The organism is Pedobacter sp. WC2423 (assembly GCF_040822065.1).
In the GTDB taxonomy this organism is placed as follows: Bacteria; Bacteroidota; Bacteroidia; order Sphingobacteriales; family Sphingobacteriaceae; genus Pedobacter.
This window is the reverse complement of sequence record NZ_CP162005.1, coordinates 134,348-159,099: the sequence shown is the minus strand read 5'-3', so window position 1 is coordinate 159,099 and position 24,752 is coordinate 134,348. Positions and strand designations below refer to the sequence as shown.

Here is a 24,752-nt window from a genome sequence, read left to right as displayed (position 1 = left end):
CTATTCGTTTCTAAAGGCATTCGTTGCCTTAATTAAAATTTCAAATGCGTGCTCAGCCATTTGATTCTCCCTGTCAAGGGTCGGGTTAACTTCTACAATCTCAAAACAACATACCTTTTGATAAGCAAGGAATCTGGACATCATTGCACCAGCCTCACGCTCAGTAAGCCCCTGAGCTACGGGAGTTCCAGTACCTCTTGAAGCTGTAGGATCCATAGAATCCACATCAAAAGATACATAAATCAAATCGCACTGATCCAGGTATTGCATCGTTTCAATAACGATTCTCTCTACCCCTCTTTTCCGGACTTCAGCAGTGCTGTACAGCTTTACCTTATTTTTCTTCAGTAAATTCTCTTCCGGTTTCTCCATATCCCGCGCAGAAATCAGCACAAGATCGCTATAACTAATCTTCGGTGCAATTTTACCGACGTTTTTTAACTGATACCAGTAATTAAGAGTTTCCTGATCAAGTTCATTAACCTTTGCATCAAGATTGTCCTCATCCAGCACCATGGCAAGCGGCATTCCGTGCATATTTCCGGACGGAGTAGTGTAAGGAGAGTGCATATCTGCGTGTGCATCGATCCAGATTACCCCTAATTTTGATTTAGGAAAAGCTTTTTTTATTCCTGTGATTGTTCCCGCAGCAGTACTGTGGTCACCCGCCAGCACAATAGGGAATTCATTCCGGCCTAACGTTTCAGTCACTTCGTCTGCAACTCTTTCTACCATGGTCAAAATGCCAGAAATCCGCTTGGCGAATGGACTACCCGTGTTTTCAAGCAATAAATGGTTCTCATTAGGAACCTCAACCGACTTATGTTTTTTAAAAAATCTACTCCCAAAATCCAGGGCGGCAATCTTAATCGCGTCAACGCCCAGGCTGGCACCGCGTGTACCTGCGCCCAACTCCGACTTAACTTCTATAATCTTTAAGCTCTTCGTCATAAAATAAAATTACCAGTGTATTTTAAAGTGTTTATCTTTGGCACCAAAATTAACTCATTTTAATTTGTCAACCCTTTAAATAATTGTTCAAAAATATAAAAAATGCAGAGTTACTCCGAATTTCTTGATCTAAGTGTAGGTTTTCCTCAAGAAGGATACAGTGTCATCGATGACGAACTATACTTTCAGGATCTGAATTTAATGGAAATGATTGAGACTTATGGTACGCCATTACGTTTCACTTATCTTCCGATGATCACTAAAAAAATCCAACAGGCAAAACTGTTGTTTCAGACCGCGATCATCAAGAACAATTACCGTGGAGATTATAAGTATTGCTATTGCACAAAAAGCTCCCACTTCAGGCACATCGTTGAAGAAGCTTTAAAAAATGGCATCCACTTAGAGACATCGTCCGCGTTCGATATGCCGATGATTGAGGCCCTTGAGAAAAAAGGCGCCCTGACCAAAGACATTACCGTTATCTGTAACGGTTTTAAAACTTATCAGTACAAACAATATATCATTGATATGTTGCATGATGGGTACAAAAATATCATCCCTGTATTAGACAACAAAGAGGAATTTAACCTTTTTGATGACGAAGTAGAGCTGGAAACACCTTGTAATTTAGGTATCCGTATTGCGGCAGAAGAGCAGCCGGACTCACAATTCTATACTTCACGTTTAGGCGTACGTATGGAAGATGTAATCGAGTTCTATAACAACAAAATCTCTGCTAATCCTAACTTCAGGGTTAAACTACTGCATTTCTTTATCAATTCAGGAATCACGGATTCTCCGTACTACTGGAACGAACTGGAGAAATACGTAACCTTATACTGTAAATTCAAAAAAATTAATCCTGAGCTGGATACTTTAGACATCGGTGGTGGTATGCCATTCAAAGACTCTTTAGTATTTGACTTCGATTATGAATATATGGTGAATGAAATCGTTAAACGTATCAAAGAAATTTGTGCAGAACACGATGTTGTAGAACCAGATATTATTACTGAATTCGGTAAATACACAGTAGCGGAAGCTTCCGGTATCCTGTACAAAGTATTAGGACGTAAACAACAAAACGACCGTGAAAAATGGTTAATGCTGGACGGATCTTTCATTACAAACCTTCCTGATGTATGGGCTTTAAACCAAAAATACATCCTCTTACCAATCAATAACTGGGATGCTGAGTACGAAAGAGTGAATCTTGGTGGTATTACCTGCGATGGTCAGGATTATTACAACCAGGAAGCACACATGAACTCGGTATTTATGCCTAAAACACGTAAAGTACAATACCTTGGCTTCTTCAATACCGGAGCTTACCAGGAAGTACTCAGCGGATATGGTGGAATTCATCACTGTCTGTTGCCGAGTCCTAAACACGTGATTATCCGTCGCAACCGTGACGAGACTTTCAACTTTGAGGTATTTGGAGAAGAGCAAAACAGTAAGCAAGTATTAAAAATCCTGGGTTACACCTAGCCCCGGATTACGATAAGAAATACCAAATCCCGTTCGCAAGAGCGGGATTTTTAGCAATCCAACAAGTAAACAAATTAGCAATCCAACCAACAACTTTGAGAAAGTATACCAGTTTTTTACATCTCCAAGGTCAGGATTGCCTTGAGGAAAAATAAACGGTGGGTGACAGTTTCCGGGCATTGTTCATTCTTCATGAACGTCGACCGGAAACTGTCACCCACCGTTTATTTTCTCATTAAAAAAGGGGATATCTTTCGATACCCCCTCATAAACCAACCAAAAATTACAAAACTTTAATCTCTTTATTCTCTTCCTTCACCTCAACCCTTTTGCCAATTGCAATAGTCAGTATCCCATTTACATATTCAGCAGAAATCTTTTCCGCATCTACACTTTCAGGAAGCGTGAACGACCTTGCAAAAGACAAATAATCAAATTCTTTTCTGCTGTAATTTTTTTTCACTTCACCATCAGCAACTTTTTTCTCTGCCCAGACAGAAAGCGTATCTTTTTTCAAGTTGATCTGAAAATCGCTTTTCTCTAAACCAGGTGCTGCCAGTTCGATCGTATATTCAGTTTCCGACTCTAAAATATTTACTCCCGGAACTTTATTAATTGTATAATTTTTATTTAGCGCTTCACTGAACAAAGAATCAAAAACATTGTTAAAATAAGGCGCGTGGCTTCTTGTACGATTGTTAAAATTTACTAATGTCATAGCTATAATCTTTAATTTTTTATTTTTAAATTATACAACGACCTGTTCAACTCTCATACCAACCTAATAATTTATGATATTCAAGACATTTTGGCGCAAAAAAACAAAACAGACAGACAAAAAGTCAGTTACCGTAGGAACTTTAGACAGTTTTAAGTATAAAACTCAAATTGAAACCCGTTTTGCAGATTTCGACATGTTAGGCCACGTGAATAACGCAGTCTACTTTACCTATCTTGAAATTGCGCGTACAAAATACTGGAACAGCGCTATATCCTGGAACTGGAAAGAAACAGGGGTAGTCATTGCACAAGCCTCCATGGACTATATCAGCCCAATATTAATAGAAGATAAAGTAAGTATATACGTGCGGACTTCCAGAATTGGAAACACCAGCTTCGATCTTGATTATACGATCGTTAAACACGTTCTAGGTAAAGAAGAAATTTGCACCAAAGGAAAAACCGTTTGCGTATCTTATTCACATTCCACTAAAAAAGCAATCCCTATTCCTGAAAGCGAAAAAGCAAAAATGGTTGCCTTCGAACAATTATAAAACCAACAATTACAGAATCGTTAAACAAGGACAGCGTATAAATCAATATTTAAAACTCCGTCCTTGTTTAACGCGATAACTCCAACTAAAATATCTTTCCAGGATTCAATATCCCATTCGGATCAAAAACTTGTTTAATTCCTCTCATTAAATTGAGATTGATCTCACTATATTTAATAGACATAAACTCTTTCTGAACAAGTCCGATACCATGCTCACCAGAAATTGTCCCTCCTAAGCCGGTCGTTAACTGGAACAACTCCACAATACCATCCTTCAGCTTATTTTTCCAATCCTCATCACTCATACCCGCTTTGATAATATTGATATGTAAATTACCATCACCAGCATGACCATAGCACACACTTTCAAAACCATATCTGGAACCAATCTCTTTGATTCCATTAATTAATTTTGGAAGCGCTGCTCTTGGCACAACTGTATCTTCTTCTTTATAAACAGAGTTAGACTTCACCGATTCAGCCATAGTTCTGCGCATACGCCATAACTCTTCCTTTTGTCCGGCAGTATCCGCAAAAAGAACTTCCGTACAACCAAATTCTTCCAGCACCAAATTGACCTTTTCACAATCTTTAAAGATGGCATCCAGGTCATCCCCATCAAATTCTATCATCAGATAAGCATTTACTCCATCCTTAATATCAAATTTAATATCATCATACTGTACAACCCACTCTACCCCTCTGCGTTCCATAAACTCTAAAGCAGATGGAGTAATACCAGCCCTGAAAATCGCCGAAACCGCAGCACAAGCCTGTTCATTCTCAGCAAAAGAACCTAGCATCAACACACTGTTCTGTACTTTGGGAATTAGTTTAGTTACAATTTTAGTCACCACCCCTAAAGTCCCTTCAGAACCGATCATCAACTGTGTCAGATTATAACCAGAAGCATATTTAAGCGTATTTGCACCTGTCCAGATGACTTCTCCGGTTGGCAAAACGATCTCCAGATTTAATATATATTCTCTTATTGTCCCGTACTTCACGACCCTCGGCCCGCCAGAACCATGCGCTACATTTCCACCAATAAAACAAGACCCCTTGCTGGACGGATCAACCGGATATAATAACCCCCGCTCTGCCACTGCATTCATAAACTCTTCGGTAATTACTCCCGGTTCAACCGTTGCCTGCAGATTTTCAGTATCAATGGAGATAATAGCCTTGAAGCGCTCCATAGATAACAATACACCGCCATAAACTGGCAAAGCACCTCCGCTTAAACCAGTCCCCCCGCCTCTTGGAGTAACCGGAACATGGTTTTCATTACAGAGCTTTAATAAAGCAGAAACGGCAGCAGTATCAACCGGTTTTACGACTACTTCTGGTGCGTAATGAAGATCTTCCGTCTCATCGTGGCTGTAATCCAAAAGAGAAACATCATCAGTAAACACATTTTTTGCACCCAAAATGGTGACTAGCTGGGCTAAAAACCCCGAATCTATCTTTGTATAACCTGGAATTGCAGACATATATATTTTAATAATTCTATTTTAGTGTTTCTTCTCCGAAGTGTAAGATAATTGAACAAAAGAATGATCAATTTCTCCTGGCATAGGCGGATGCATCTTTTTTATACCGGCAACAGCAGTCAGGATAAAAGGAAAAGATGAAATCGTTCTGTCCAAAATAAGTTTAACCACTGATTCAAGCATTTTCCTGGTATTCCTCATCTCTTCCAGGATAATCGTATTCAGCACTTCATAATTAACAGTTCGCTGCAAGTCTTCTGTATCGCCCGAAGGGATAAAAGTAACTTCAACGCTTACCAGAAACTCAGTTCCTGTAAGTTGCTCTTCCGGATAGTATCCATGAAGCGCAAAACATTTGACATCATTTAAAGCAACAGTTTGTAAATACATAATGATCTGATTTGTGCAACAAAATTAAATTTTTGATTGGTTTTAGCCAGCCATTACACGAAATTATTACCTTTGAAAACAAGGCTCGGATAATAGTTATATAATAATACGAAAAGATTTATATAATGACACGCAGCACAAAGCCAGCTCAACCAAATATTTGTAAACCATGAACAAATCAGGAAAGAAAGACCTTTATGAAGCACCCGATTATTATCTGTTAGACGAATTATTGTCTGAAGAACATAAACTGATCAGATCAACAGTGCGTGACTGGGTAAAGAAAGAAATCAGTCCGGTTATAGAAGATTATGCACAAAAAGCGGAATTCCCTAAACACTTGATTAAGGGCCTGGGCGAAATTGGTGCTTTTGGCCCGACTATTCCAGTTGAATATGGTGGTGCAGGACTGGATTATACCGCTTATGGTATCATCATGCAGGAATTAGAGCGTGGAGATTCAGGGATTCGTTCTACAGCTTCGGTACAGGGATCTTTAGTGATGTATCCTATTTATGCATATGGTTCTGAACAGCAGCGCCTTAAATACTTACCTCAATTAGCTACGGGCGAAATGATGGGTTGTTTTGGTTTGACTGAGCCGGATCATGGATCAAATCCGGGTGGCATGGTTACTACGATCAAAGATAAAGGAGACCATTACTTATTAAATGGTGCTAAAATGTGGATTTCTAATGCTCCATTTGCTGATATCGCTGTAGTCTGGGCGAAGGATGAAGCTGGAAAAATCAGAGGAATGGTTGTTGAACGTGGAATGGAAGGCTTTTCAACTCCTGAAACACACAATAAATGGAGCCTTCGTGCTTCGTCTACTGGTGAACTGGTATTTGACAATGTGAAAGTTCCGAAGGAAAATATATTTCCGGAAATCTCTGGTCTTAAAGGCCCGCTGGGTTGTTTAAATCAGGCGAGATATGGTATTGCATGGGGAGCTCTGGGCGCAGCAATGGATTGTTATGATACTGCTTTGCGTTATTCCAAAGAGCGTATCCAGTTCGGGAAACCTATTGGCGGATTTCAGTTACAGCAAAAAAAGCTTGCTGAAATGATTACGGAGATCACTAAAGGTCAGTTATTGGTTTGGAGACTGGGTGTGTTGAAAAGTCAGAACAAAGCGACAGCTGAGCAGATTTCAATGGCGAAAAGAAACAGTGTGGAGATTGCGTTGGATATTGCCAGAAATGCCAGACAAATGCTTGGTGGAATGGGAATTACTGGTGAGTATTCAATTATGCGCCATATGATGAACCTGGAATCGGTTGTTACTTATGAAGGTACACACGATATTCATTTGCTGATTACAGGAATGGATGTAACGGGCATCAATGCTTTTAAATAGAAAAAGAGGTCATGATTGTTTCATGGCCGTTATATAATAAACAATAGATTACGAATGAAGACTTTTAAAAAATACTATTATCTTCCTGCTCCGCCTGAAGAGGTTTATCTGGCAATGACCAAAGCACAAAGTATACAGTTATGGACTGGTGCTGAAGTTGAGTTTACAGATCAGCCGGATACAGAATTCTCTTTATGGGAAGGGGATATCATTGGAAAGAACCTGGAGTTCGACTATGGTAAAAAAATTGTACAGCAGTGGTACTTTGGTGAAGAGAATGAGCCTTCAATTGTGACGATTAAGTTGCATGCGGATAAAAAAGGAACTTCTCTGGAGTTTGTACAGACGAATATTCCTGATGAGGATTACGAAGATTTTACAACTGGCCTGAATGAATACTACATTGGGGGGTTGCAGGATTTCTTCGAAGAAGAGTAGTTTCATTTAGCACTGTAAAGGCAATAAAATAAGGCGCTGCATGTTCCAGTCGACGTTCATGAAGAATGAACAAGGTCTGGAACATGCAGCGTCTTATTTTATTGTACAATTTGCAGATCTGCATTTCATAAGGTGTTGTTGGTGGTTAGCCGGGTTATTGGTTAACTTGTCAGATGGAAATATTGATAAATTAACCGGGTAACTGATTAGATGATATTATTGATAAATCGTTCCAATGATAGAATGTATGAAAATAAAAATTGATTTTATTTAACTGAATTACAGCGGATTAACAACTACCGATTAAAATATATTTTTGTAATGGGGTAAAAGAAATAGTTTGCAGCTAATAGGCTCGAAAACAACATTATGAAAAGAATTTATTTTTGCCTGAGCCTGTTATTATGCTGCCATTACGCTTTGAGTTATGGTTTTGCTAAAGAATTATTAACGCAGTCCCCTGCTCCCGGGACTACAATACCGCTGATGGAAGCTCTGAAGAGTTTAAGTGTTTTATATAAGGTGAATTTCTTATATGAGCAGGAAACGATCAGCCAGAAGAAAGTGGTTTGGAATACGATCGAATTTAAAGGAAAGAAAATCGGGGAAGTTTTAAGCGGATTATTAACGCCTTTGAGGTTAGGCTGGTATAAGATCGATGACAAAAACTATGCTGTTTATCCGCTGGACAAGCCTCAAAAATCTGCAGGTTTAAAGAATAGTAATCACGTTACGATTTCAAATCAGTTAACTACAGATAGCCTGGTTACTGGTCAGATAGCCGGCCGGGTGATAGATGAACAACAAAAGCCATTAGCCTATGTAACCCTGACTTTAAGGAGAGCTGCTGATTCGTCATTTGTGCTCAATGCGCTAAGTGATTCAACAGGGAGATTTGTATTTCCGGGGATTAGGCCGGGAGATTACAAGATTAAAGTAACAGCTATTGGTTATCAGTATTTTACAACATCTTTATTGAGTTTGAATAGTAAGGAAGAGCTTGTTATAGCACCTTTTAAGTTAAAGGCTTTAGCTGAGACATTGCATGAGGTTAAGATTATGGCCAGCCGGCCTTCTGTAGAGACTAAGAGCGATCGTTTTATCCTGAATGTAGAGAACAGCCCGATGGCTATTGGAAATTCATTACAGTTATTAAAATCTGCTCCTTTCGTTAAGGTTTCTGCTGACAACAGCGTAACGCTTCAGGGAAAGAAAACAATGATATTAATTGATAACAAGCCGGTGCCGGATGCTATTTTACAAAACATTCTGGAGACGCTGCCTTCCGGGAATATTTCAAAAGTGGAATTGATTACGCAGCCTTCTTCAAAATATGATGCTAGTTATGGTGCTGTAATTAATATTACCACTAAAAAAAGTACGACTGATGGAATAACGGCCAGCATTAGAGCTGATGGTTCTATGGGTAGCTATGGCCGGTCTGAATTGAATACTACAATAGCCTACAAACACAAGGCGCTGACGCTTTATGGAAATGCCGGAATAAATAGAAGTGATTATCTATTTTCTATTCATTCAAACCGGGTGTTGGGTGATCCGGATAATCCAGATTTACTGACAGATAACTGGAGAAGACTTTCCAACAATAAAGCCTTTAATTTCCAGTTAGGGGCTGATTTCGAATTAACTAAAGATCAAACTATCGGAATACTGATCAATGGTAACCCAATGAAGTTCGGTGGCCCGTGGGGAACAGTTAATCAATTTGGAAAACAAGGTGCAGCAATTGATTCTACCTTATATACCAATGCTACTTTTGATCAGAAGGCATCATTTTACACTTATAACCTGAATTATCATTTACTGTCTGACTCAGGAAAAAATGAATTGACTGTGCTGGCTACATTGACTCCTTTCAGACGTAACATGTTTCAATCCTTTCCTTCGGTATTGTTAAACTCCCTGGGTGAGACTATCAAAAAACCTCCTGTTTACCAGACGGTTAACATTTCTGAAATTAACATTTACAATGCACAGCTTGATTACAGGCATGCGTTTAAACAGCAGTGGACATTAGAGAGTGGTATCAAGTATCAAAGGACAGATTCAAAAAGTAGTGTTGCTTATGAAATCGCGAAGGATAATCAGTTTGTATCGGATCCGGCTTATTCCAACCAGAGTAAACTAACTGAGGCCATAACTGGCGCTTATCTGATTCTAAGTAAGGACTGGAAAAATGATAAACTACAAATGGGTGTCCGGACTGAAAATACCAAAGTCGCATTTAAAGGGGTTTTCGATCAGAGTTATTTCAACGCTTTTCCTTCTTTTTTATATCAGCATAATTTCAACGAACACAATAATCTCGCTTTCTCGTTTAAAAGAACTATTTCCAGAGCAGCTTATTATGATCTGGTTCCTTATACAGTCTTCATCAATAAATACACGATTGAGCAAGGTAATCCTGCGCTTAAACCAGAATATGATAACATCTATACCCTAACCAGTAATATTCACAAACTGAATTTATCATTAAGTTATACGGCTGCAAACGATGTGATTGCCCTGCTTCCCTCCAGTCAGGACTATGCGACGAAAGTCACTTTTTTCTCCCGCCAGAATCTAAACAAATCCTCAGACTTATCACTTTTTTTGCTGTATCCCCTGCGTTTCAACAGCTGGTGGGAAACTCAAAACAGCGGTACAGTTATAGGCTATACTAAAGCCCGTGGCCAGGTATTAGGCAATCCATATGAACTTGGTGCATTCCATTCAGACTTTAAATCTGCTCATATATTCCAGTTATCCAAAAAATTAAAATTACAAGTAGATGCTTATTACTGGACGCGTTATAGTCAGGGATTAACTAAATACAGCGGTTATAAAAACATAGATGCATCTTTCTTGTTAGACATCTTTTCGGGGAGAGGTCAGGTGAGGCTGAGCGGCAATGAGATCGTTTTCAAAAGAAATGACTTTCATCAGGATACTGACTTTGGTCAATATCGTGCTCAGCAGATTGTTAATAATGACAGCAGAAGAATAAGCGTAGGCTTTACCTATAAGTTCGGTAAAAACAAGCTGAATTCACCAGAGAAAAAAGCAGGTAACGAAGAGGCACTTAAAAGACTTTAGAAATACGTAATTTAAGGGTTTCTTATTAAAAACTATACAAAGCCGAAAACCGTCTGATTATGAAACTTATATCCGTAAGAGAGCACCCTGAATATCTAAAAAAAGCAATTCAATATCTTCAAACCTGCTGGTCTGAAGTAGAACCAATTATTTATGAAGATTGCTTAACACATTGTATAGCTGCAAAAGGGGCATTTCCTCAATGGTATCTGCTGGAAAAAGAGAATGAAATTATTGGCTGCGCAGGATTGATTCCTAATGACTTTATCAGTAGAATGGATTTATATCCCTGGGTTTGTGCCTTATATGTGGATGAAAAACACAGAGGAAAAGCCTACAGCAAATTGCTGCTGGACAAAGCAAAAGAAGACACGATTCAAGCAGGCTTTGATAATTTGTACTTGTGTACTGACCACATTGGATTATATGAAAAATATGGTTATCAATACATAGGAACGGGCTATCATCCCTGGGAAGAAGAGTCCCGGATTTACGAGCTGAAACTCAAATAGCATAAATTAATTTCTGTAAAGCGCAGAATTAGATTAACCTTGCAGACATGGCTATTAGAACTCACGACATTTTCAGAAAAAAGCTTTATACGATCATCTTTGAATCAGACACCAAGGCTGGTAAATTATTTGATCTGATTTTACTATGGGTGATTCTGCTAAGCATTCTGTCTGTTTTTCTGGAAAGTGTAGCTAGTTTCAGAGCGCATTACCTGATTTATATCCGCACTGTGGAATGGATTTTCACGATATTCTTTACACTGGAATATGCGCTCCGGATTTATAGCAGTGATAAACCATCCAGGTATATCTTCAGCTTTTATGGGCTCATAGATATTATCGCTTTTTTGCCGACTTATCTGAGTCTGTTTCTGGCAGGAGCACATTACCTGGTTGTTATTCGTGCATTCAGACTACTTAGAGTTTTCCGGATTTTAAAACTTAGCCGTTTCACCAGTGAAGGGAACATATTGAGAAACGCGCTTAAAAACAGTTTATATAAAATTACCGTATTCCTGGCGAGCGTCGTTACACTGGTAACCATTATTGGTACACTCATGTATATTATTGAAGGGGATGCAAGTGGTTTCACAAGCATCCCCGTTTCTATTTACTGGGCAATAGTTACAATCACCACCGTTGGTTACGGAGACATCTCACCACAAAGCCCCTTAGGACAACTTCTGGCGAGTATCCTGATGATTATCGGTTATGGTATTATTGCAGTCCCTACCGGTATTGTATCTGTAGAAATGGCAAGGGCCACAGATGAAGCCAAGGAAAAATGCCCCATATGTTACGCTCCGGTTTACCCCGCAAATGCAAAGTTTTGCTCCAGATGCGGAAAAGAATTAAAAGAGCCGGAGAAGCCTTGATTATTTCCGTACTTCCTTAATTGTTTCCGTATTTAAAGTATATCAAACTCCCACATCTTATTCCCACTTAAACTCTCCACACCACCTATCTTCCAAACCTGTCCCTGCTTCACTACTGAATACCTTTTTACAGGTGAAAAATTTTTAATCTTTTTCGTCTGAATGATCACTTCATTTTTCGCCAGCTCCGTACAACTTTCAATTGCCGTCCCCGCCTTATAAGTCCCACCATAAAAATAATACCCTGTACCAGTCCGATGATACTGTCTATTCTTTGAAGTACAATACTTCTTATAAATCTCCTGTAAAACTTGCCGGGCATGACTATCCTTTTGAATCAGCTCATTCAGCTTCTCCCGATCAGCAACAACCAAATTATGGCACTCCTTAGCCCATCTATTGTAAACAATTACAAATTCAATCACTGTATCTTCTGCCGTTCGCTCAGCATCAGGAATACTATCAAAAGTATATTTCTCTAAATCCATAAGATCAGGCCGGATAATAACTAAGTTTTAATTAGCTGTTGGATTATTTCCCTTATCAACAACAAGCTTAATCTCACTTCCTGATAAATCAGTAGTATATATTTTCGAAACTACAAACGGCTTTTCCATCCCACTATAAATAACCTTATCATTACCTGTGACAAAAAGAGAAGGTACAGTCATACCTTCAGGAGAAATTCGCTTCACCTGTTTAGATGCAAGATCCAGCACATAAACCCCTTCACCCGGCCCGGTCAAACCCGGTAAAACATCCTTATTACCCGCATTAAAAACCAATTTCTTTCCATCCTTGCTATAAAAGAAACTATTATTACTTGCAATTGAAAGCTCCTTTCCAATCAGATCCGTGATATTGACCGATTCTACCATTTTCCCCGTCAAATCAAATGTGTAAAGCTTTTGAAGATCCTGAGCTATAATCTGATTTTCATTCTTCCAGGCCGGCGCATAAACATTCAGCTTCGACACGCTATCTAACATCACATAGCCCGAATTATCCGTCTTAATGATCCCCACCTTCCAAAAAGATTTCTTATTAAAAATGCTAAAAGCCATCATATCTCCCGAAGGAGACCATACAGCCCGGTAATAATTTTTACTCTTTACATTTAACTGAACCTGACTTTTGCTAACCATGTCCGCAACCCAGACAGACCTGTTCCCTAAACTATCGCTCACCGTGTAAGCCAACTTATTTCCGTCCGGAGAGATGGCCGGATCAGTAGCCCCACCGAAAGAAATCTGTTTTGAAGTATCCGCATTCGCCGCCACAATTTTCCCATCCAACTGATAAGCCAGTGAATATTTATAATCAACAACCTTAGCTGTTTCAACCTTATTGGAATTACTGTTAGAATTACAAGCCACTACTAAAAGCGACAATGCCGGAATTAAAAACTTAAACGATCTCATATAGTATATCTAATATTATTTATAGTGCTAAACCTAATTTAATAAGCACTTAGTGAATTCAAACAACCAGAAAACCTATCAATTTACTATCAAATTGCAGCTATTGGAATCCCGGCTCCAAGATTACTGAATAATCCAATTATAGATGTAATAGAAAAAGCATTTTTATCCGGCAAAAACTAAAACCAGCCTCCTGAATACAGAGATAAGTCCGTCATCGTATTATAGTCGTAGTTGAGAGGGGGTTGAAAGGGCCAATGGCCCTTTCAACCCCCTCTCAACTACGACTAATTATAAACCCTGAACAGTTGTCCTATACTGGAATTAGTTTACAGTAAAAGACAATGATATAGTTAATTACTGAATGGTGTTTACCCTGAACAGTTGAAGAAACCAAAACTCTCACCTCAAAGCAAACCAAAATCTTTCTCCCCAAAGCAAAACAAACTTTTCTCCTCAGAGCAAACCAAGATCTTTCTTCTCAAACCAAACCTATTCTCCTCCTAACCAACAACCCACCCCCTCACAATTATTATACTGACTTAAATGAAACGGTGTCTTTTTAATTATGTAAGGGTAATCCAGAAAAATTAAGGAATAAAAAAAGCAACAAGCCATATTTCTGACCTTGTTCCTACTTCAGGAACGTCGGCAGAAATATGGCTTGTTGCTTTTTTTATACTATATGGAAAAACCTACTTACTAAAAACCACCCTTACATTTTCCCTCAGATTATAATGTGAACTCATCACTTCACCATAAGCCCCAGTACTCCTGATTGCCACTAAATCGCCCCTTTCCGTTTCCTGTAACAAAACCTCTTTCCCAAAACAATCCGTACTCTCGCAAATCGGGCCTACCACATCATACTTTACACTCAATCCTCCATCCTGTTTGCTCAAATTCTCGATCTGGTGATAAGCCTGGTAAAGTGCCGGTCTCATTAACTCCGTCATTCCTGCATCCAGAATTATAAAATTCTTGCTCTTGCCATTCTTCACATAAAGCACTCTGCTGATTAGCGAAGAACACTGGCCCACAATCGCTCTTCCCAGCTCAAAATGAACCTCCTGATTAGGCCTTTTCTCTAAAAATTCATTAAAAATCTTAAAATAAGCTTCAAAATCAGGGATCTGTTGCTCAGGATTCTGATAATCAATACCCAATCCTCCGCCAACATTGATCAGCTTTACCAGAAGCCCGCGCTCCTCGAACCATTTCGCAAACTCGTTGATTCTTACACAAAGATTCTTAAAAACATCTAAATTTGTGATCTGCGAGCCAATATGAAAATGTATCCCCATGAACTCCAAATTTGCAGAAGCCTTTAAAACCACCACACAATCAGGAAGATCCCATGAATTTACACCGAACTTGTTCTCATCCAGTCCCGTTGTAATATTATGATGCGTATGTGCATCTACATTAGGATTAATACGGATGGCAACCTTGGCCACCTTTCCTCTTTTTCCGGCAAGCTCATTGATGACCTCTAACTCCTGAACAGACTCTACATTAAAGCAGAAAATATCCAGATCCAGCGCCTCATTGATTTCCTTGTCCGATTTACCGACACCAGCAAATACGACCCGTTTCTTGTCAAAACCTATCTCAATGGCCTTCTTCACTTCATTGCCACTTACACAATCAGCGCCCAAACCGGCCTCTTTAATTTTTTTCAGCAGCGTATCATTAAAATTCGCCTTCATTGCATAATGCACATGAAAATCATAAACCTTAGCCGCTTCAGCACAAGCACTTAAGCTGCGCTGCAATAAACTCAGGTCATAATAATAAAAAGGTGTTTCTAAATCTGCAAACTGTGCTATATCTTTGTTAGAAAACATAATGTTTAAATATCTTATTGTATTTTGTCTAATTGGAATGCTGTTGATTTACCTGGGCAACTATTTCGATCTTCAACGTCAGAAAATCAACAAAAAAGAATACGACAGAAGAGTCAGGCTCTTTATCGTACTCATTTTTATTATTATAGCAGTCCTTACTTACCTCAAAAAGAGATAAACCGGTTTTTATTCAAAAATGCGGTTATGTAAACTTCTCAGTACCTCTGTTTTATCTCCCGTATTTACTAATAAAGAGATATTATAATTACTTCCCCCATAAGAGATCATTCTGACAGGAATATGTTTGATAGCATCAAGTACTCTTGACGCAAAGCCATGTTTGCCCGCACCAAAATCTCCCACCACACAAACAATCGTCTGTTCCCTGTCAATCTCTACAGAACCAAAAGTATCCAGCTCCTCTAAAATTTTATCCAGGTTATCCGTAAAATCTATCGTTAAAGAAACCGCAACCTCCGAAGTTGTAATCATATCGATCGGCGTCTTATAACGTTCAAAAATCTCGAATATCCTTCTTAAGAAACCATAAGCCAAAAGCATGCGGCTCGACTGGATCCGGATAGCAATCAAACCATCCTTAGCAGCGATAGATTTGATTTTCCCTTTTTCACTCTCTGCAGAAATCAATGTTCCCGCAGCAGAAGGCTCCATCGTATTTAATAACCTTACCGGAATTTTGTATTTCTGTGCCGGAAATACCGACTGAGGATGAAGAATTTTAGCTCCGAAATAAGCAAGCTCCGCAGCCTCATCAAAAGAAAGATGAGCAATTGGTTTCGTACCCTTTACAATCCTTGGATCATTATTATGCATTCCGTCAATATCCGTCCAGATCTGTACTTCCTCTGCTAAAATAGCAGCACCAATCAGCGAAGCCGTATAATCACTTCCGCCACGGCGAAGGTTATCTACCTCACCGAAGCTGTTTCTGCAGATAAAGCCCTGCGTAATAAATAATTTATTGCCCTTATGCTTGTCCAGCAAAGGTGTAAGATTCGCCGTCGCAAAAGAGATATCAGGCTCATTATCTTCATCAATCTTCATGAAATCAAGTGCCGGTAATAATACCGAAGGCACATCAATAGCTTTCAAATAAATATGATAAAGCGTAGTGGACAATAATTCACCCTGCGCTAAAACCACCTTCTCTTCAGCAGGTGTAAAAATATCGTTGACCAGGCCAGTTAAAAACTGAAAATGGTAATTCACCACTTCCTGTCCCTGCTCCCTTAAATCACCCTCAGGAAGAAGCTCAATAACGAATTCATTATATTTTTGATTCAGGGCGTTAATTAAAATTAACGCCCCCTGTTTATCTTCCTTTAAAAGTTTGCCTGAAATTTCTACTAAACCATTGGTTGTACCAGACACTGCTGATAAAACTACAATTTGCTCTTCAGCCGGATTGATAATATCCAGCAATTTCGTCATCCGCTCGGGGCTTCCGACAGAAGTTCCGCCAAACTTTAATATCTTCATGTTTCTAAATTGGGTTAATAATTAAACTAAAATATCCATCTGCAATTAATTTATTTGTAGCAGGTATTTTTAATTCAATTAATTTGGTATATAATTGCATTAGGGCGTGAAATTAATAAAACGCGCTTAATAATCATGCTATAAACAAAATTAAATTTGGAGGGCCTGAAATTTAAAAACAGATCTTAAAAACATCCATAGCTTTTGTTTTGTTTATAGACCAGAATAATCAAATATTAACGGAGAACATGCAATTAGAAGCAGCAATACAAAACACCATTAACGAGTGGCTTAATGGCAATTATGACCAACAAACAAAAGAAGAAATCCAAAAACTAATAGACAGTGAAGCGTCTGTAGAATTAGTAGATTCCTTTTACAGAAGTCTGGAATTTGGTACAGGTGGACTCCGCGGTATTATGGGAGCTGGTTCTAACAGGATTAATAAATACACAATTGGTACAGCCACACAAGGCCTGAGTAACTATCTGCTGAAAAAATATCCTGGAGAGCAAATTAAAGTAGCTATTGCCCATGACAGCAGAAATCAATCAGACTTTTTCGCTAAGATCACTGCTGATGTATTTTCTGCAAATGGAATTCATGTCTGTTTCTTCAAAGAATTACGCCCTACTCCTGAACTTTCATTCGCGATCAGACATTTAGGCTGCCGCAGTGGTGTAATGCTTACTGCTTCACACAATCCTAAAGAATATAACGGATATAAAGCTTATGGTGCAGACGGAGGACAATTTACTTCTCCTGATGATAATATGGTGATGGACGAAGTTGCCAATATCAAAAGCATCGATGAAGTTAAATTTGAACGTAACGAGAAACTTGTTGAACTGATCGGCGAGGAAATCGACACCCTATATCTTGATCAGATTACTGCGCTTTCTGTTTCTCCGGAAGCGATTGCCAGACAAAAAGACCTTAAAATAGTTTACTCTCCGATTCACGGTACAGGGATCACTTTAGTTCCTAAAGCATTAGCTCAATTTGGATTCACCAATTTGACTTTGGTTAAAGAACAAAGCACACCAGACGGAAACTTCCCTACGGTAGTTTATCCTAATCCGGAAGAAAAAGAGGCAATGACCCTGGCTTTAAATAAAGCAAAAGAAATTGATGCAGACCTGGTTCTGGCCACAGATCCTGATGCCGACCGTGTTGGTATTGCTGTTAAAAATAATGACGGAGAATTTGTATTGCTTAACGGAAACCAGACTGGAAGTTTGTTAATCAATTACCTGCTTACTGCATGGCAGGAAAAAGGCAAATTAGACGGTAACCAGTATATCGTTAAAACTATCGTGACCACTAACCTGGTGGAAGAAATTGCCAAAGCTAAAAACGTTGAATATTTTAATACCCTGACCGGATTCAAACATATCGGACATCTGATCACCAGCCTGCAAGGCAAAAAAACCTTTATTGGTGGTGGTGAAGAGAGTTATGGTTATCTGATCGGTGAGCTGGTAAGAGATAAAGATGCGATCATTTCCTGTGCTTTTATTGCTGAGATGACTGCTTTCTACAAAGATAAAGGCAGCAGCTTATATGATGCGATGCTGGATATGTATGCAGAATATGGCTTGTATAAAGAAGAACTGGTTTCTCTGACTAAAAAAGGAAAAACTGGTGCTGAAGAAATCAAGGCGATGATGGAGAAATTCAGAAATAATCCGCCACTGGAACTCGGAGGTTCTAAAGTAAAAACTTTAAAAGACTACGAACTGGGTGTGGAAACGAATTTAGATACGAAAGAGAAAACCAAACTTGATTTCCCTGTATCTGATGTACTGCAATTCATTACAGAAGATGGAAGTATTGTTTCTGCCCGCCCTTCAGGTACAGAGCCTAAAATCAAGTTCTATTGCAGCGTGAATGCTCCATTAACAGACAAAGCTCAATTCAAAACAGTTGATGCAGCACTGGGTGCTAAAATAAAATCATTGATGGACGATTTACAGGCGTAAACCAAACCACCTTTAAATAAAAAAAGCGGAAGATATCTTCCGCTTTTTTTATTTAGGTTTATTTTTTATTATCTTTCTATCAGTCTGGACGATAACACCACATTATTCAATTCCTTTTTCTCAAAAGAATCTACAGTTGCCAGCTCTTTTAAAACAAAGTTGATTACGTTTTCAGCAATTTCCTCTATCGGCTGATCTACCGCACTGATGGTCGGAGAATGCAGTTTAAAAATATCATGGTCGTCATAAGCAATGACTTTAAATGAACCATTCAGCTTCTTGTTCATTTCCCTGAAACTAAACAAGCCCCTTACCGCCAGATAATTTGTTGCAAAAAGTACAGCGTCAATTTCCGGGTTGTCCGTAAAAAACTGAGTCAGTTCAGCAGTGGTCTCATCCGCAGTATTATTAAATGAAATCAATTTACAAAGCTTTGGATTAATCTCCATCTTATTTGCCTTCAGCGCCTGCTCATAACCTTTATAACGGTCCTTGATCTGTTCCACTTCAACATCTACAGTAACGAAAGCGATGTTTTTCATTCCTTTAACAATTAAGGAATCAGTAGCCATATAAGTTCCCTTAATATTATCTACCAAAACGCTGCTCACTTCCAATCCTGGTAAATGACGGTCAAATACAACTACCGGAGTGCGGTCAGAGAGTAATTCACGAATATCTTCTTCCATACCCACCATTGGTGCGATGATATAACCATCCACCTGTCTGGATTTAAACATCCGGATCAGGCCTTTCGCCTTATCCAGGTTATTTTCAGTACTCGAGTAGATAATCTTATAACCATGTTTGTAAGCTTTATCCTCAATCAACCTTGCGATGGCAGCGAAAAACGGATTAGATATATCCTCTACAATCAGACCAATTGTATTGGTATTTCCTGTACGCAGACTTCTCGCGACCTGATTTGGCCGGAAGCCTACTTCCTTAATAATTGCCTCGACTTTTGTAATCATGTCCTGGCTAATACGCATTTTCTCTGCCTTACCATTTAATATGAAAGAGACAGTAGTAATAGATACGTTAGCCTTCTTTGCGATATCCTTTATAGAGAGGGGTTTCATTTTGTTTTTTTTATTTAGAAAGCCAAGCTAGAAAAATAAAAACTATTAATGAAACAGTCTCAACTGTCTCCCCGATATTTTATTTCACCACGGCTAATCAAAACCTGACGCTTATGTTGTAAACCGTACTTTTATCGCGATAAAATATGTTAAAATGGTCATTACTCACGCTAACAAGCCTGAATTGATTCACTTTGTTCAATCTTCTAATTCGCCCTCAATTGTAATCATATCATTGTGCACATTGGAAATTAAAAATAAAAATCAGTTCCATGCAAATACTTATATAAAGCGTAAATTTGCAGTACTGATATTTTTACTATGGCATACATTGATTATTACAAAGTCCTGGGCGTGGATAAGAAGGCAACACAGGATGAGATAAAGAAAGCGTACAGGAAACTTGCACGTAAATATCATCCCGATTTAAATCCCAATGACAAAGAAGCAAATAAGCTATTTCAGCAGATCAATGAAGCGAATGAAGCATTGAGTGATGCTGAAAAGCGCAAAAAATATGATGAGTACGGTGAAAACTGGAAACACGCAGATCAGGCTCAGCAGCAAGGTAACCCTTTTGGTGGTGGCAGACGCGGTGGTTCAGGTGGTTTCGGCGGCGGATTTGGTGGTGGCTCAGATTTTGGAGGCGGTGATTTCTCAGATTTCTTTGAGTCGATGTTTGGCGGTGGCGGCAGACAACAAAGAAATGCAGCAAAATTCAGAGGACAGGATTTACAGGCTTCTTTGCAAATTTCTTTCAGAGAAGCAGCAGAAACACATAAACCTACGATTACGGTAAATGGCAAAAACTTAAGGATTTCTATTCCTGCTGGTATTGCCAATGGTCAGGTTATTAAATTGAAAGGTCAGGGTGGCGCCGGCGCAAACAATGGACCTGCCGGAGATCTTTTTATTACGATAACGATTACCGATGACCCTATTTTTAAAAGACTGGGGGACGATCTTTACTTAACGAAGGAAATAGACCTGTATACTGCTTTATTGGGTGGAGAAACTATGATTGACACGCTGAGTGGAAAAGTAAAGCTAAAAGTACCAGAGGGTACCCAAAATGGAACAAAAATAAGACTGAAAGGCAAAGGATTTCCTGTTTACAAGAAAGAAGGAGAATTTGGAAACCTTTTTATAACTTACTCAGTTAATATACCAACTGGCCTGACAGAAAAGCAAAAAGAACTATTTAAAGAACTTCAGGAACTTTCGAAATAATGGAATAATTCAATATCCTATGGAAAACGAATTAATAACTATAAGAGATTACTGTGTTAATTATGCCATTGACCCTTCTTTTATTCAAAAACTCGAAGAGTCCGGATTAATCGTACTGACCATAATTGACGGAAATAAATGCTTACATTTTGAACAATTAATGGAAATGGACCGCTATGTCCATTTCCATTATGATCTGGAGATTAATATCGAAGGCATCGACGCAATCATGAACCTTTTACAAAAGGTGAAACACCTGCAACAGGAGATTGAGCATTTAAAAACTCATATCCATATTCATGAACGACATTAACTTTCCTTATAAACTTCAGGATTAACCAGAAAAGGAGGCTTCTCCCCTTTGGATACTGCAATAATATTCTCCGCAGCCAACCTGGCCATGGCATTTCTTGTACCCTCTGTAGCTGAACCAATATGAGGTAAGATGGCTACATTCGGCATAAACAGCAACCGGTTATCCGGATGCATCGGCTCGGGATTCGTTACATCCAAACCAGCTCCCCAAATCGTTTTACTTTCCAGTGCCTCAATTAAAGCCTTCTCATTATGAATGGCCCCTCTGGCTGTATTGATAAAAATAGATCCTGGTTTCATCTGTTTAAATGCTGTATGATCAAATTTACCCTCAGTTTCTGAGGTTAAAGCGGTATGTACAGTCAGTACATCACTTTGTGCTAACAACTCTTCAAAAGAAACCAGTGTTGCATCCAGCAGATTTTCAGCCTCTTCATTTCTGCTTCTGTTATGGTAAATGATTTTCATACCAAATGCTCCTGCACAGCGTTTAGCCATTTCCGTCCCTATTTTCCCTAAGCCAAAAACGCCCAGAGTACAGCCATTCAGTTCCTTCCCTAAATTAGCTGTCGGTTCAAAAAAGTCCCATTCCCCATTGATAATCTTACGGTTCATATAAAAAGCATTCCTGGCTGCAGCCATCATTAACAGGAAAGCGGTATCAGCCGTTGCACCACTTAAAACGCCAGGGGTATTACCCACTGGTATCTTAAGCCGTGTTGCTGTTTCAATATCTACGTTATCATAACCTACTGAATGCAATGCGATTACTTTCAAATGTGCACTTGCCTCCAGAAACTCCTGATCCAGCCGCTGCCCTGCACTCAGCAATGCATCTGCCCATTGGCATGCCGTAATTAACTGGTCACGGGTCATACTCTGCTGCTGTGTCCATTGTCTGACTTTCAATCCTGCCGCTTCCAGCAAGCGCAAACCCGATTCCGGTATTACTCTGGTTATAAATACATTCATGGTGCTATTTACCTAAAAAATTTGAACTGATCGTATCCCACACTTCTTTTCCATCACCATTCAGTGTTTGTTTCAGCATATAAATTCCAAATCCTTTAGCTTGCTCAAAATCAATTTTAGGTGGCATTGAAAGTTCTGCCTGATTCACAACAACATCAACCAGCACGGGTCCGGGATGAGCTAAGGCCGCAGCAATTGCCGCTTCTACTCCTTCTGCCTCTTCTACCCTGATTCCCCTGATCCCAATAGCCTGTGCCATTTTCGCGAAATCGGGGTTTTTAAGATCCGTTCCAAAAGGAGGCATTCCGATCACTTTCATCTCCATGGCTACAAAGCCGAGAGAGCTGTTGTTATAGACAATAATTTTTACAGGCAGGTCATATTGATAGATGGTTAAAATATCACCCATCAGCATCGCAAAACCACCATCACCTGACAGAGAAATTACTTGTCTTTCGGGAAAGGCAACCTGTGCACCAATTGCCTGTGGCATCGCACTTGCCATTGATCCATGATTGAAAGAACCAATCAGCTTCCTGCCTTTTTTCATATCCACATAACGTGCAGCCCATACCGTTGGCGTACCAACATCTGCTGTAAATATGGCATTATCGGCCGCTTGCTCACTTAAGATACGGGTTAAATATTCCGGATGAATAGCTTTATCTGGAACCATTTGTGCATGTCCCATCAGGTTTTTCCTGTTCTCCTGATAACGCTGCTGACATTTATCTAAAAAGGCAACATCAGTTACTTCTTCCAGGAAAGGCAGTAAACATTTAATTGTTTCTTTGACATCTCCGGTTAAACCAAGATCCAGTTTACACCTGCGGCCTAATCTTTCTGGACGGATATCTATTTGTATGATTTTGGCTTTTGATGGAAACCATTCTTTATAAGGGAAATCAGTACCCAGCATTAACAGCAAGTCACTTTCTTCAACTGCATGATAACCTGAAGAAATACCAATCAGCCCGGTCATCCCTACATCGTAAGGATTGTCATATTGCACATGTTCTTTTCCTCTGAGTGCATGTACAACTGGTGACTTGATTTTACCTGCAAGTGCTAACAATTCATCATGTGCATCTCTGCAACCCGCGCCACACAATAAAGTGACTTTTTTAGCCTCATTAATAAATTGTGCCAGCTTTTGTAACTCTTCATCAGCAGGACGGATTGCCGGACGGCTGATAAACAAAGGATGCTCTAATTCCTCATGCTCCATTTTCTCCATCGCCACATCACCCGATAAGCTGATAACCGCTACTCCGTTCTGCCCGATAGCATGCTGCATCGCAATCTGTAAAACTCTTGGCATTTGTCTTGACGAGGCGATTGTTTCGCAGTAATAACTGCATTCGCGGAATAAAGATTCAGGACGTGTTTCCTGAAAATAAGAAGTGCCAACCTGCTCACTTGGAATATGCGCTGCAATGGCCAGTACTGGCGCATTACTTTTATGTGCATCATATAAACCGTTGATCAGGTGCATATTTCCGGGTCCGCAGCTTCCTGCACACACCGCTAATTTACCTGTTAACTGCGCTTCAGCGCCAGCAGCAAATGCCGCCGCTTCTTCATGCCGGTAGTGAATCCATTCAATGTCTTTAGAATTACGGATTTCATCCACAATTCCATTCAGAGAATCACCAACTAAGCCATGTACACGTTTAACTCCTGCCTGAATCAGTATCTCTACTAATTTCGCTGCTACTGTTTTTGCCATTATATTTTTGATAAAATAAAAGCCGTCCTCTTGGACAGCTTTCATTGGGTGATTATTTTTTTACAACTTCGTTATATCTGCGTTCCACTTCCGGCCAGTTTACTACTGTCCACCAGGCAGTGATATAGTCTGCACGTTTATTTTGATATTTCAGGTAATAGGCATGCTCCCAAACATCCAGTGCTAAAATCGGACGCCCTTTTTCAGCAACTGCATCCATCAATGGATTATCCTGGTTAGGGGTTGTGGTGATTTTCATCTTCCCATTCTGTACAATTAACCATGCCCAGCCTGAACCAAAACGTTTAGCAGCACTATCTGCAAAAGCAGCCTTAAATTTTTCCATAGTACCAAAATTTGCATTAATTTCCTTCAAAAACTCAGGAGATGCGGGTTTTGGTTTAGGAGCCATAATCTGCCAGAATAAGGAATGATTATAGTGTCCGCCGGCATTGTTACGGATAGCTGCAGGATAAGTTGAAGCTACAGCTAATATTTGTGCCAGCGTTTTACCTTCTGCAGCAGTACCTTTTACAGCAGCATTTAAATTGGTTACATACCCCTGGTGATGTTTAGTGTAATGTATTTCCATGGTCTGCTTATCTATAGCAGGTTCCAGTGCATTATAAGCATAAGGTAATGGTGCGAGTTTGAATTGTGCGCTCAGGGTCTGTGTGCCTGCTATTAACAGAAAAACGGGTAAAAAGCTCTTGAATAATTTCATCGTTATCAATAGGGTTATTTGAAAAAGCTGTTTAAACCCTGCAAATGATTACATAGGTTTAAACA

22 protein-coding genes are annotated in these 24,752 nt (G+C 39.3%); 10 read left to right on the top strand and 12 right to left on the bottom strand.

All coding sequences use genetic code 11. The annotated features are described in order from the left end of the window. On the bottom strand, positions 1 to 951 hold the full coding sequence (gene rocF, locus AB3G38_RS00695) for an arginase (protein WP_367866571.1): 951 nt from the start codon (positions 949 to 951) through the stop codon (positions 1 to 3). A gap of 102 nt (positions 952 to 1,053) precedes the next feature. On the opposite strand from rocF, the gene AB3G38_RS00690 reads away from it, so the two are divergent. Then, positions 1,054 to 2,445: an arginine decarboxylase gene (locus AB3G38_RS00690; RefSeq protein ID WP_041885712.1), complete on the top strand. Its 1,392-nt coding sequence runs from the start codon at positions 1,054 to 1,056 to the stop codon at positions 2,443 to 2,445. A gap of 283 nt (positions 2,446 to 2,728) precedes the next feature. On the opposite strand, the gene AB3G38_RS00685 is transcribed toward AB3G38_RS00690, so the two are convergent. Next, on the bottom strand, positions 2,729 to 3,163 hold the full coding sequence (locus AB3G38_RS00685) for an Hsp20/alpha crystallin family protein (RefSeq protein WP_367866570.1): 435 nt from the start codon (positions 3,161 to 3,163) through the stop codon (positions 2,729 to 2,731). Positions 3,164 to 3,236: 73 nt separating this feature from the next. Here AB3G38_RS00685 and AB3G38_RS00680 point away from each other — a divergent pair, with 73 nt between their 5' ends. Continuing rightward, positions 3,237 to 3,719, top strand: a complete 483-nt coding sequence (locus AB3G38_RS00680; protein WP_367866569.1) for an acyl-CoA thioesterase — start codon at positions 3,237 to 3,239, stop codon at positions 3,717 to 3,719. Positions 3,720 to 3,804: 85 nt separating this feature from the next. On the opposite strand, the gene AB3G38_RS00675 is transcribed toward AB3G38_RS00680, so the two are convergent. Together AB3G38_RS00675 and AB3G38_RS00670 are read right to left on the bottom strand one after the other, a co-directional pair. Continuing rightward, the gene (locus AB3G38_RS00675; protein ID WP_367866568.1) at positions 3,805 to 5,214 is read right to left on the bottom strand and encodes an FAD-binding oxidoreductase; all 1,410 of its coding nucleotides are present in this window, start codon (positions 5,212 to 5,214) and stop codon (positions 3,805 to 3,807) included. 21 nt (positions 5,215 to 5,235) lie between these two features. Continuing rightward, positions 5,236 to 5,604, bottom strand: coding sequence for a dihydroneopterin aldolase (locus AB3G38_RS00670; protein WP_367866567.1), 369 nt, complete (start codon positions 5,602 to 5,604; stop codon positions 5,236 to 5,238). A 169-nt stretch (positions 5,605 to 5,773) separates the two neighbouring features. Here AB3G38_RS00670 and AB3G38_RS00665 point away from each other — a divergent pair, with 169 nt between their 5' ends. From AB3G38_RS00665 to AB3G38_RS00645, 5 genes are all read left to right on the top strand, one after another. Next, on the top strand, positions 5,774 to 6,964 hold the full coding sequence (locus AB3G38_RS00665; RefSeq protein ID WP_367866566.1) for an acyl-CoA dehydrogenase family protein: 1,191 nt from the start codon (positions 5,774 to 5,776) through the stop codon (positions 6,962 to 6,964). A gap of 54 nt (positions 6,965 to 7,018) precedes the next feature. Then, positions 7,019 to 7,402, top strand: coding sequence for an SRPBCC domain-containing protein (locus AB3G38_RS00660; protein ID WP_041884573.1), 384 nt, complete (start codon positions 7,019 to 7,021; stop codon positions 7,400 to 7,402). 369 nt (positions 7,403 to 7,771) lie between these two features. Next, a complete protein-coding gene (locus AB3G38_RS00655) occupies positions 7,772 to 10,498 on the top strand; it encodes an outer membrane beta-barrel protein (RefSeq protein ID WP_367866565.1) in 2,727 nt (908 codons plus the stop codon). Between the two features lie 59 nt (positions 10,499 to 10,557). After that, positions 10,558 to 11,010 carry a GNAT family N-acetyltransferase gene (locus AB3G38_RS00650; RefSeq protein WP_367866564.1) on the top strand — a complete coding sequence of 151 codons (453 nt, stop codon included), beginning with the start codon at positions 10,558 to 10,560 and terminating at the stop codon, positions 11,008 to 11,010. 47 nt (positions 11,011 to 11,057) lie between these two features. Continuing rightward, the gene (locus AB3G38_RS00645; RefSeq protein WP_367866563.1) at positions 11,058 to 11,885 is read left to right on the top strand and encodes an ion transporter; all 828 of its coding nucleotides are present in this window, start codon (positions 11,058 to 11,060) and stop codon (positions 11,883 to 11,885) included. A 32-nt stretch (positions 11,886 to 11,917) separates the two neighbouring features. On the opposite strand, the gene AB3G38_RS00640 is transcribed toward AB3G38_RS00645, so the two are convergent. From AB3G38_RS00640 to AB3G38_RS00625, 4 genes are all read right to left on the bottom strand, one after another. After that, positions 11,918 to 12,373, bottom strand: coding sequence for an NTF2 fold immunity protein (locus tag AB3G38_RS00640; protein ID WP_367866562.1), 456 nt, complete (start codon positions 12,371 to 12,373; stop codon positions 11,918 to 11,920). Between the two features lie 27 nt (positions 12,374 to 12,400). After that, a complete protein-coding gene (locus tag AB3G38_RS00635) occupies positions 12,401 to 13,306 on the bottom strand; it encodes a TolB family protein (protein WP_367866561.1) in 906 nt (301 codons plus the stop codon). Positions 13,307 to 14,001: 695 nt separating this feature from the next. Next, complete coding sequence (gene lysA, locus AB3G38_RS00630; RefSeq protein WP_367866560.1) at positions 14,002 to 15,153, bottom strand: diaminopimelate decarboxylase; 1,152 nt, start codon at positions 15,151 to 15,153, stop codon at positions 14,002 to 14,004. A gap of 186 nt (positions 15,154 to 15,339) precedes the next feature. Next, complete coding sequence (locus tag AB3G38_RS00625; RefSeq protein ID WP_367866559.1) at positions 15,340 to 16,653, bottom strand: aspartate kinase; 1,314 nt, start codon at positions 16,651 to 16,653, stop codon at positions 15,340 to 15,342. Between the two features lie 248 nt (positions 16,654 to 16,901). Here AB3G38_RS00625 and AB3G38_RS00620 point away from each other — a divergent pair, with 248 nt between their 5' ends. Then, on the top strand, positions 16,902 to 18,635 hold the full coding sequence (locus AB3G38_RS00620) for a phospho-sugar mutase (RefSeq protein ID WP_367866558.1): 1,734 nt from the start codon (positions 16,902 to 16,904) through the stop codon (positions 18,633 to 18,635). A 68-nt stretch (positions 18,636 to 18,703) separates the two neighbouring features. Here the strand turns inward: AB3G38_RS00620 and AB3G38_RS00615 are convergent, their stop codons facing one another. After that, positions 18,704 to 19,717, bottom strand: a complete 1,014-nt coding sequence (locus AB3G38_RS00615) for a LacI family DNA-binding transcriptional regulator (protein WP_367866557.1) — start codon at positions 19,715 to 19,717, stop codon at positions 18,704 to 18,706. A gap of 321 nt (positions 19,718 to 20,038) precedes the next feature. Here AB3G38_RS00615 and AB3G38_RS00610 point away from each other — a divergent pair, with 321 nt between their 5' ends. Continuing rightward, entirely contained in the window at positions 20,039 to 20,947 is a 909-nt protein-coding gene (locus tag AB3G38_RS00610) for a DnaJ C-terminal domain-containing protein (RefSeq protein WP_367866556.1), read from the top strand. Positions 20,948 to 20,966: 19 nt separating this feature from the next. Beyond that, positions 20,967 to 21,260 (top strand): chaperone modulator CbpM, encoded by a 294-nt coding sequence (locus AB3G38_RS00605; RefSeq protein WP_367866555.1) that lies wholly within the window; start codon positions 20,967 to 20,969, stop codon positions 21,258 to 21,260. Here AB3G38_RS00605 and AB3G38_RS00600 read toward each other — a convergent pair. The 3 genes from AB3G38_RS00600 to AB3G38_RS00590 are packed head-to-tail and all read right to left on the bottom strand — an operon-like array spanning position 21,257 to position 24,687. Next, positions 21,257 to 22,234 (bottom strand): 2-hydroxyacid dehydrogenase, encoded by a 978-nt coding sequence (locus AB3G38_RS00600; RefSeq protein WP_367866554.1) that lies wholly within the window; start codon positions 22,232 to 22,234, stop codon positions 21,257 to 21,259. The genes AB3G38_RS00605 and AB3G38_RS00600 overlap by 4 nt on opposite strands. A gap of 4 nt (positions 22,235 to 22,238) precedes the next feature. Continuing rightward, positions 22,239 to 23,963 (bottom strand): ubiquinone-dependent pyruvate dehydrogenase, encoded by a 1,725-nt coding sequence (gene poxB / locus AB3G38_RS00595; RefSeq protein WP_367866553.1) that lies wholly within the window; start codon positions 23,961 to 23,963, stop codon positions 22,239 to 22,241. A 52-nt stretch (positions 23,964 to 24,015) separates the two neighbouring features. Then, positions 24,016 to 24,687 (bottom strand): superoxide dismutase, encoded by a 672-nt coding sequence (locus AB3G38_RS00590; RefSeq protein ID WP_367866552.1) that lies wholly within the window; start codon positions 24,685 to 24,687, stop codon positions 24,016 to 24,018. Positions 24,688 to 24,752 lie beyond the last annotated feature (65 nt).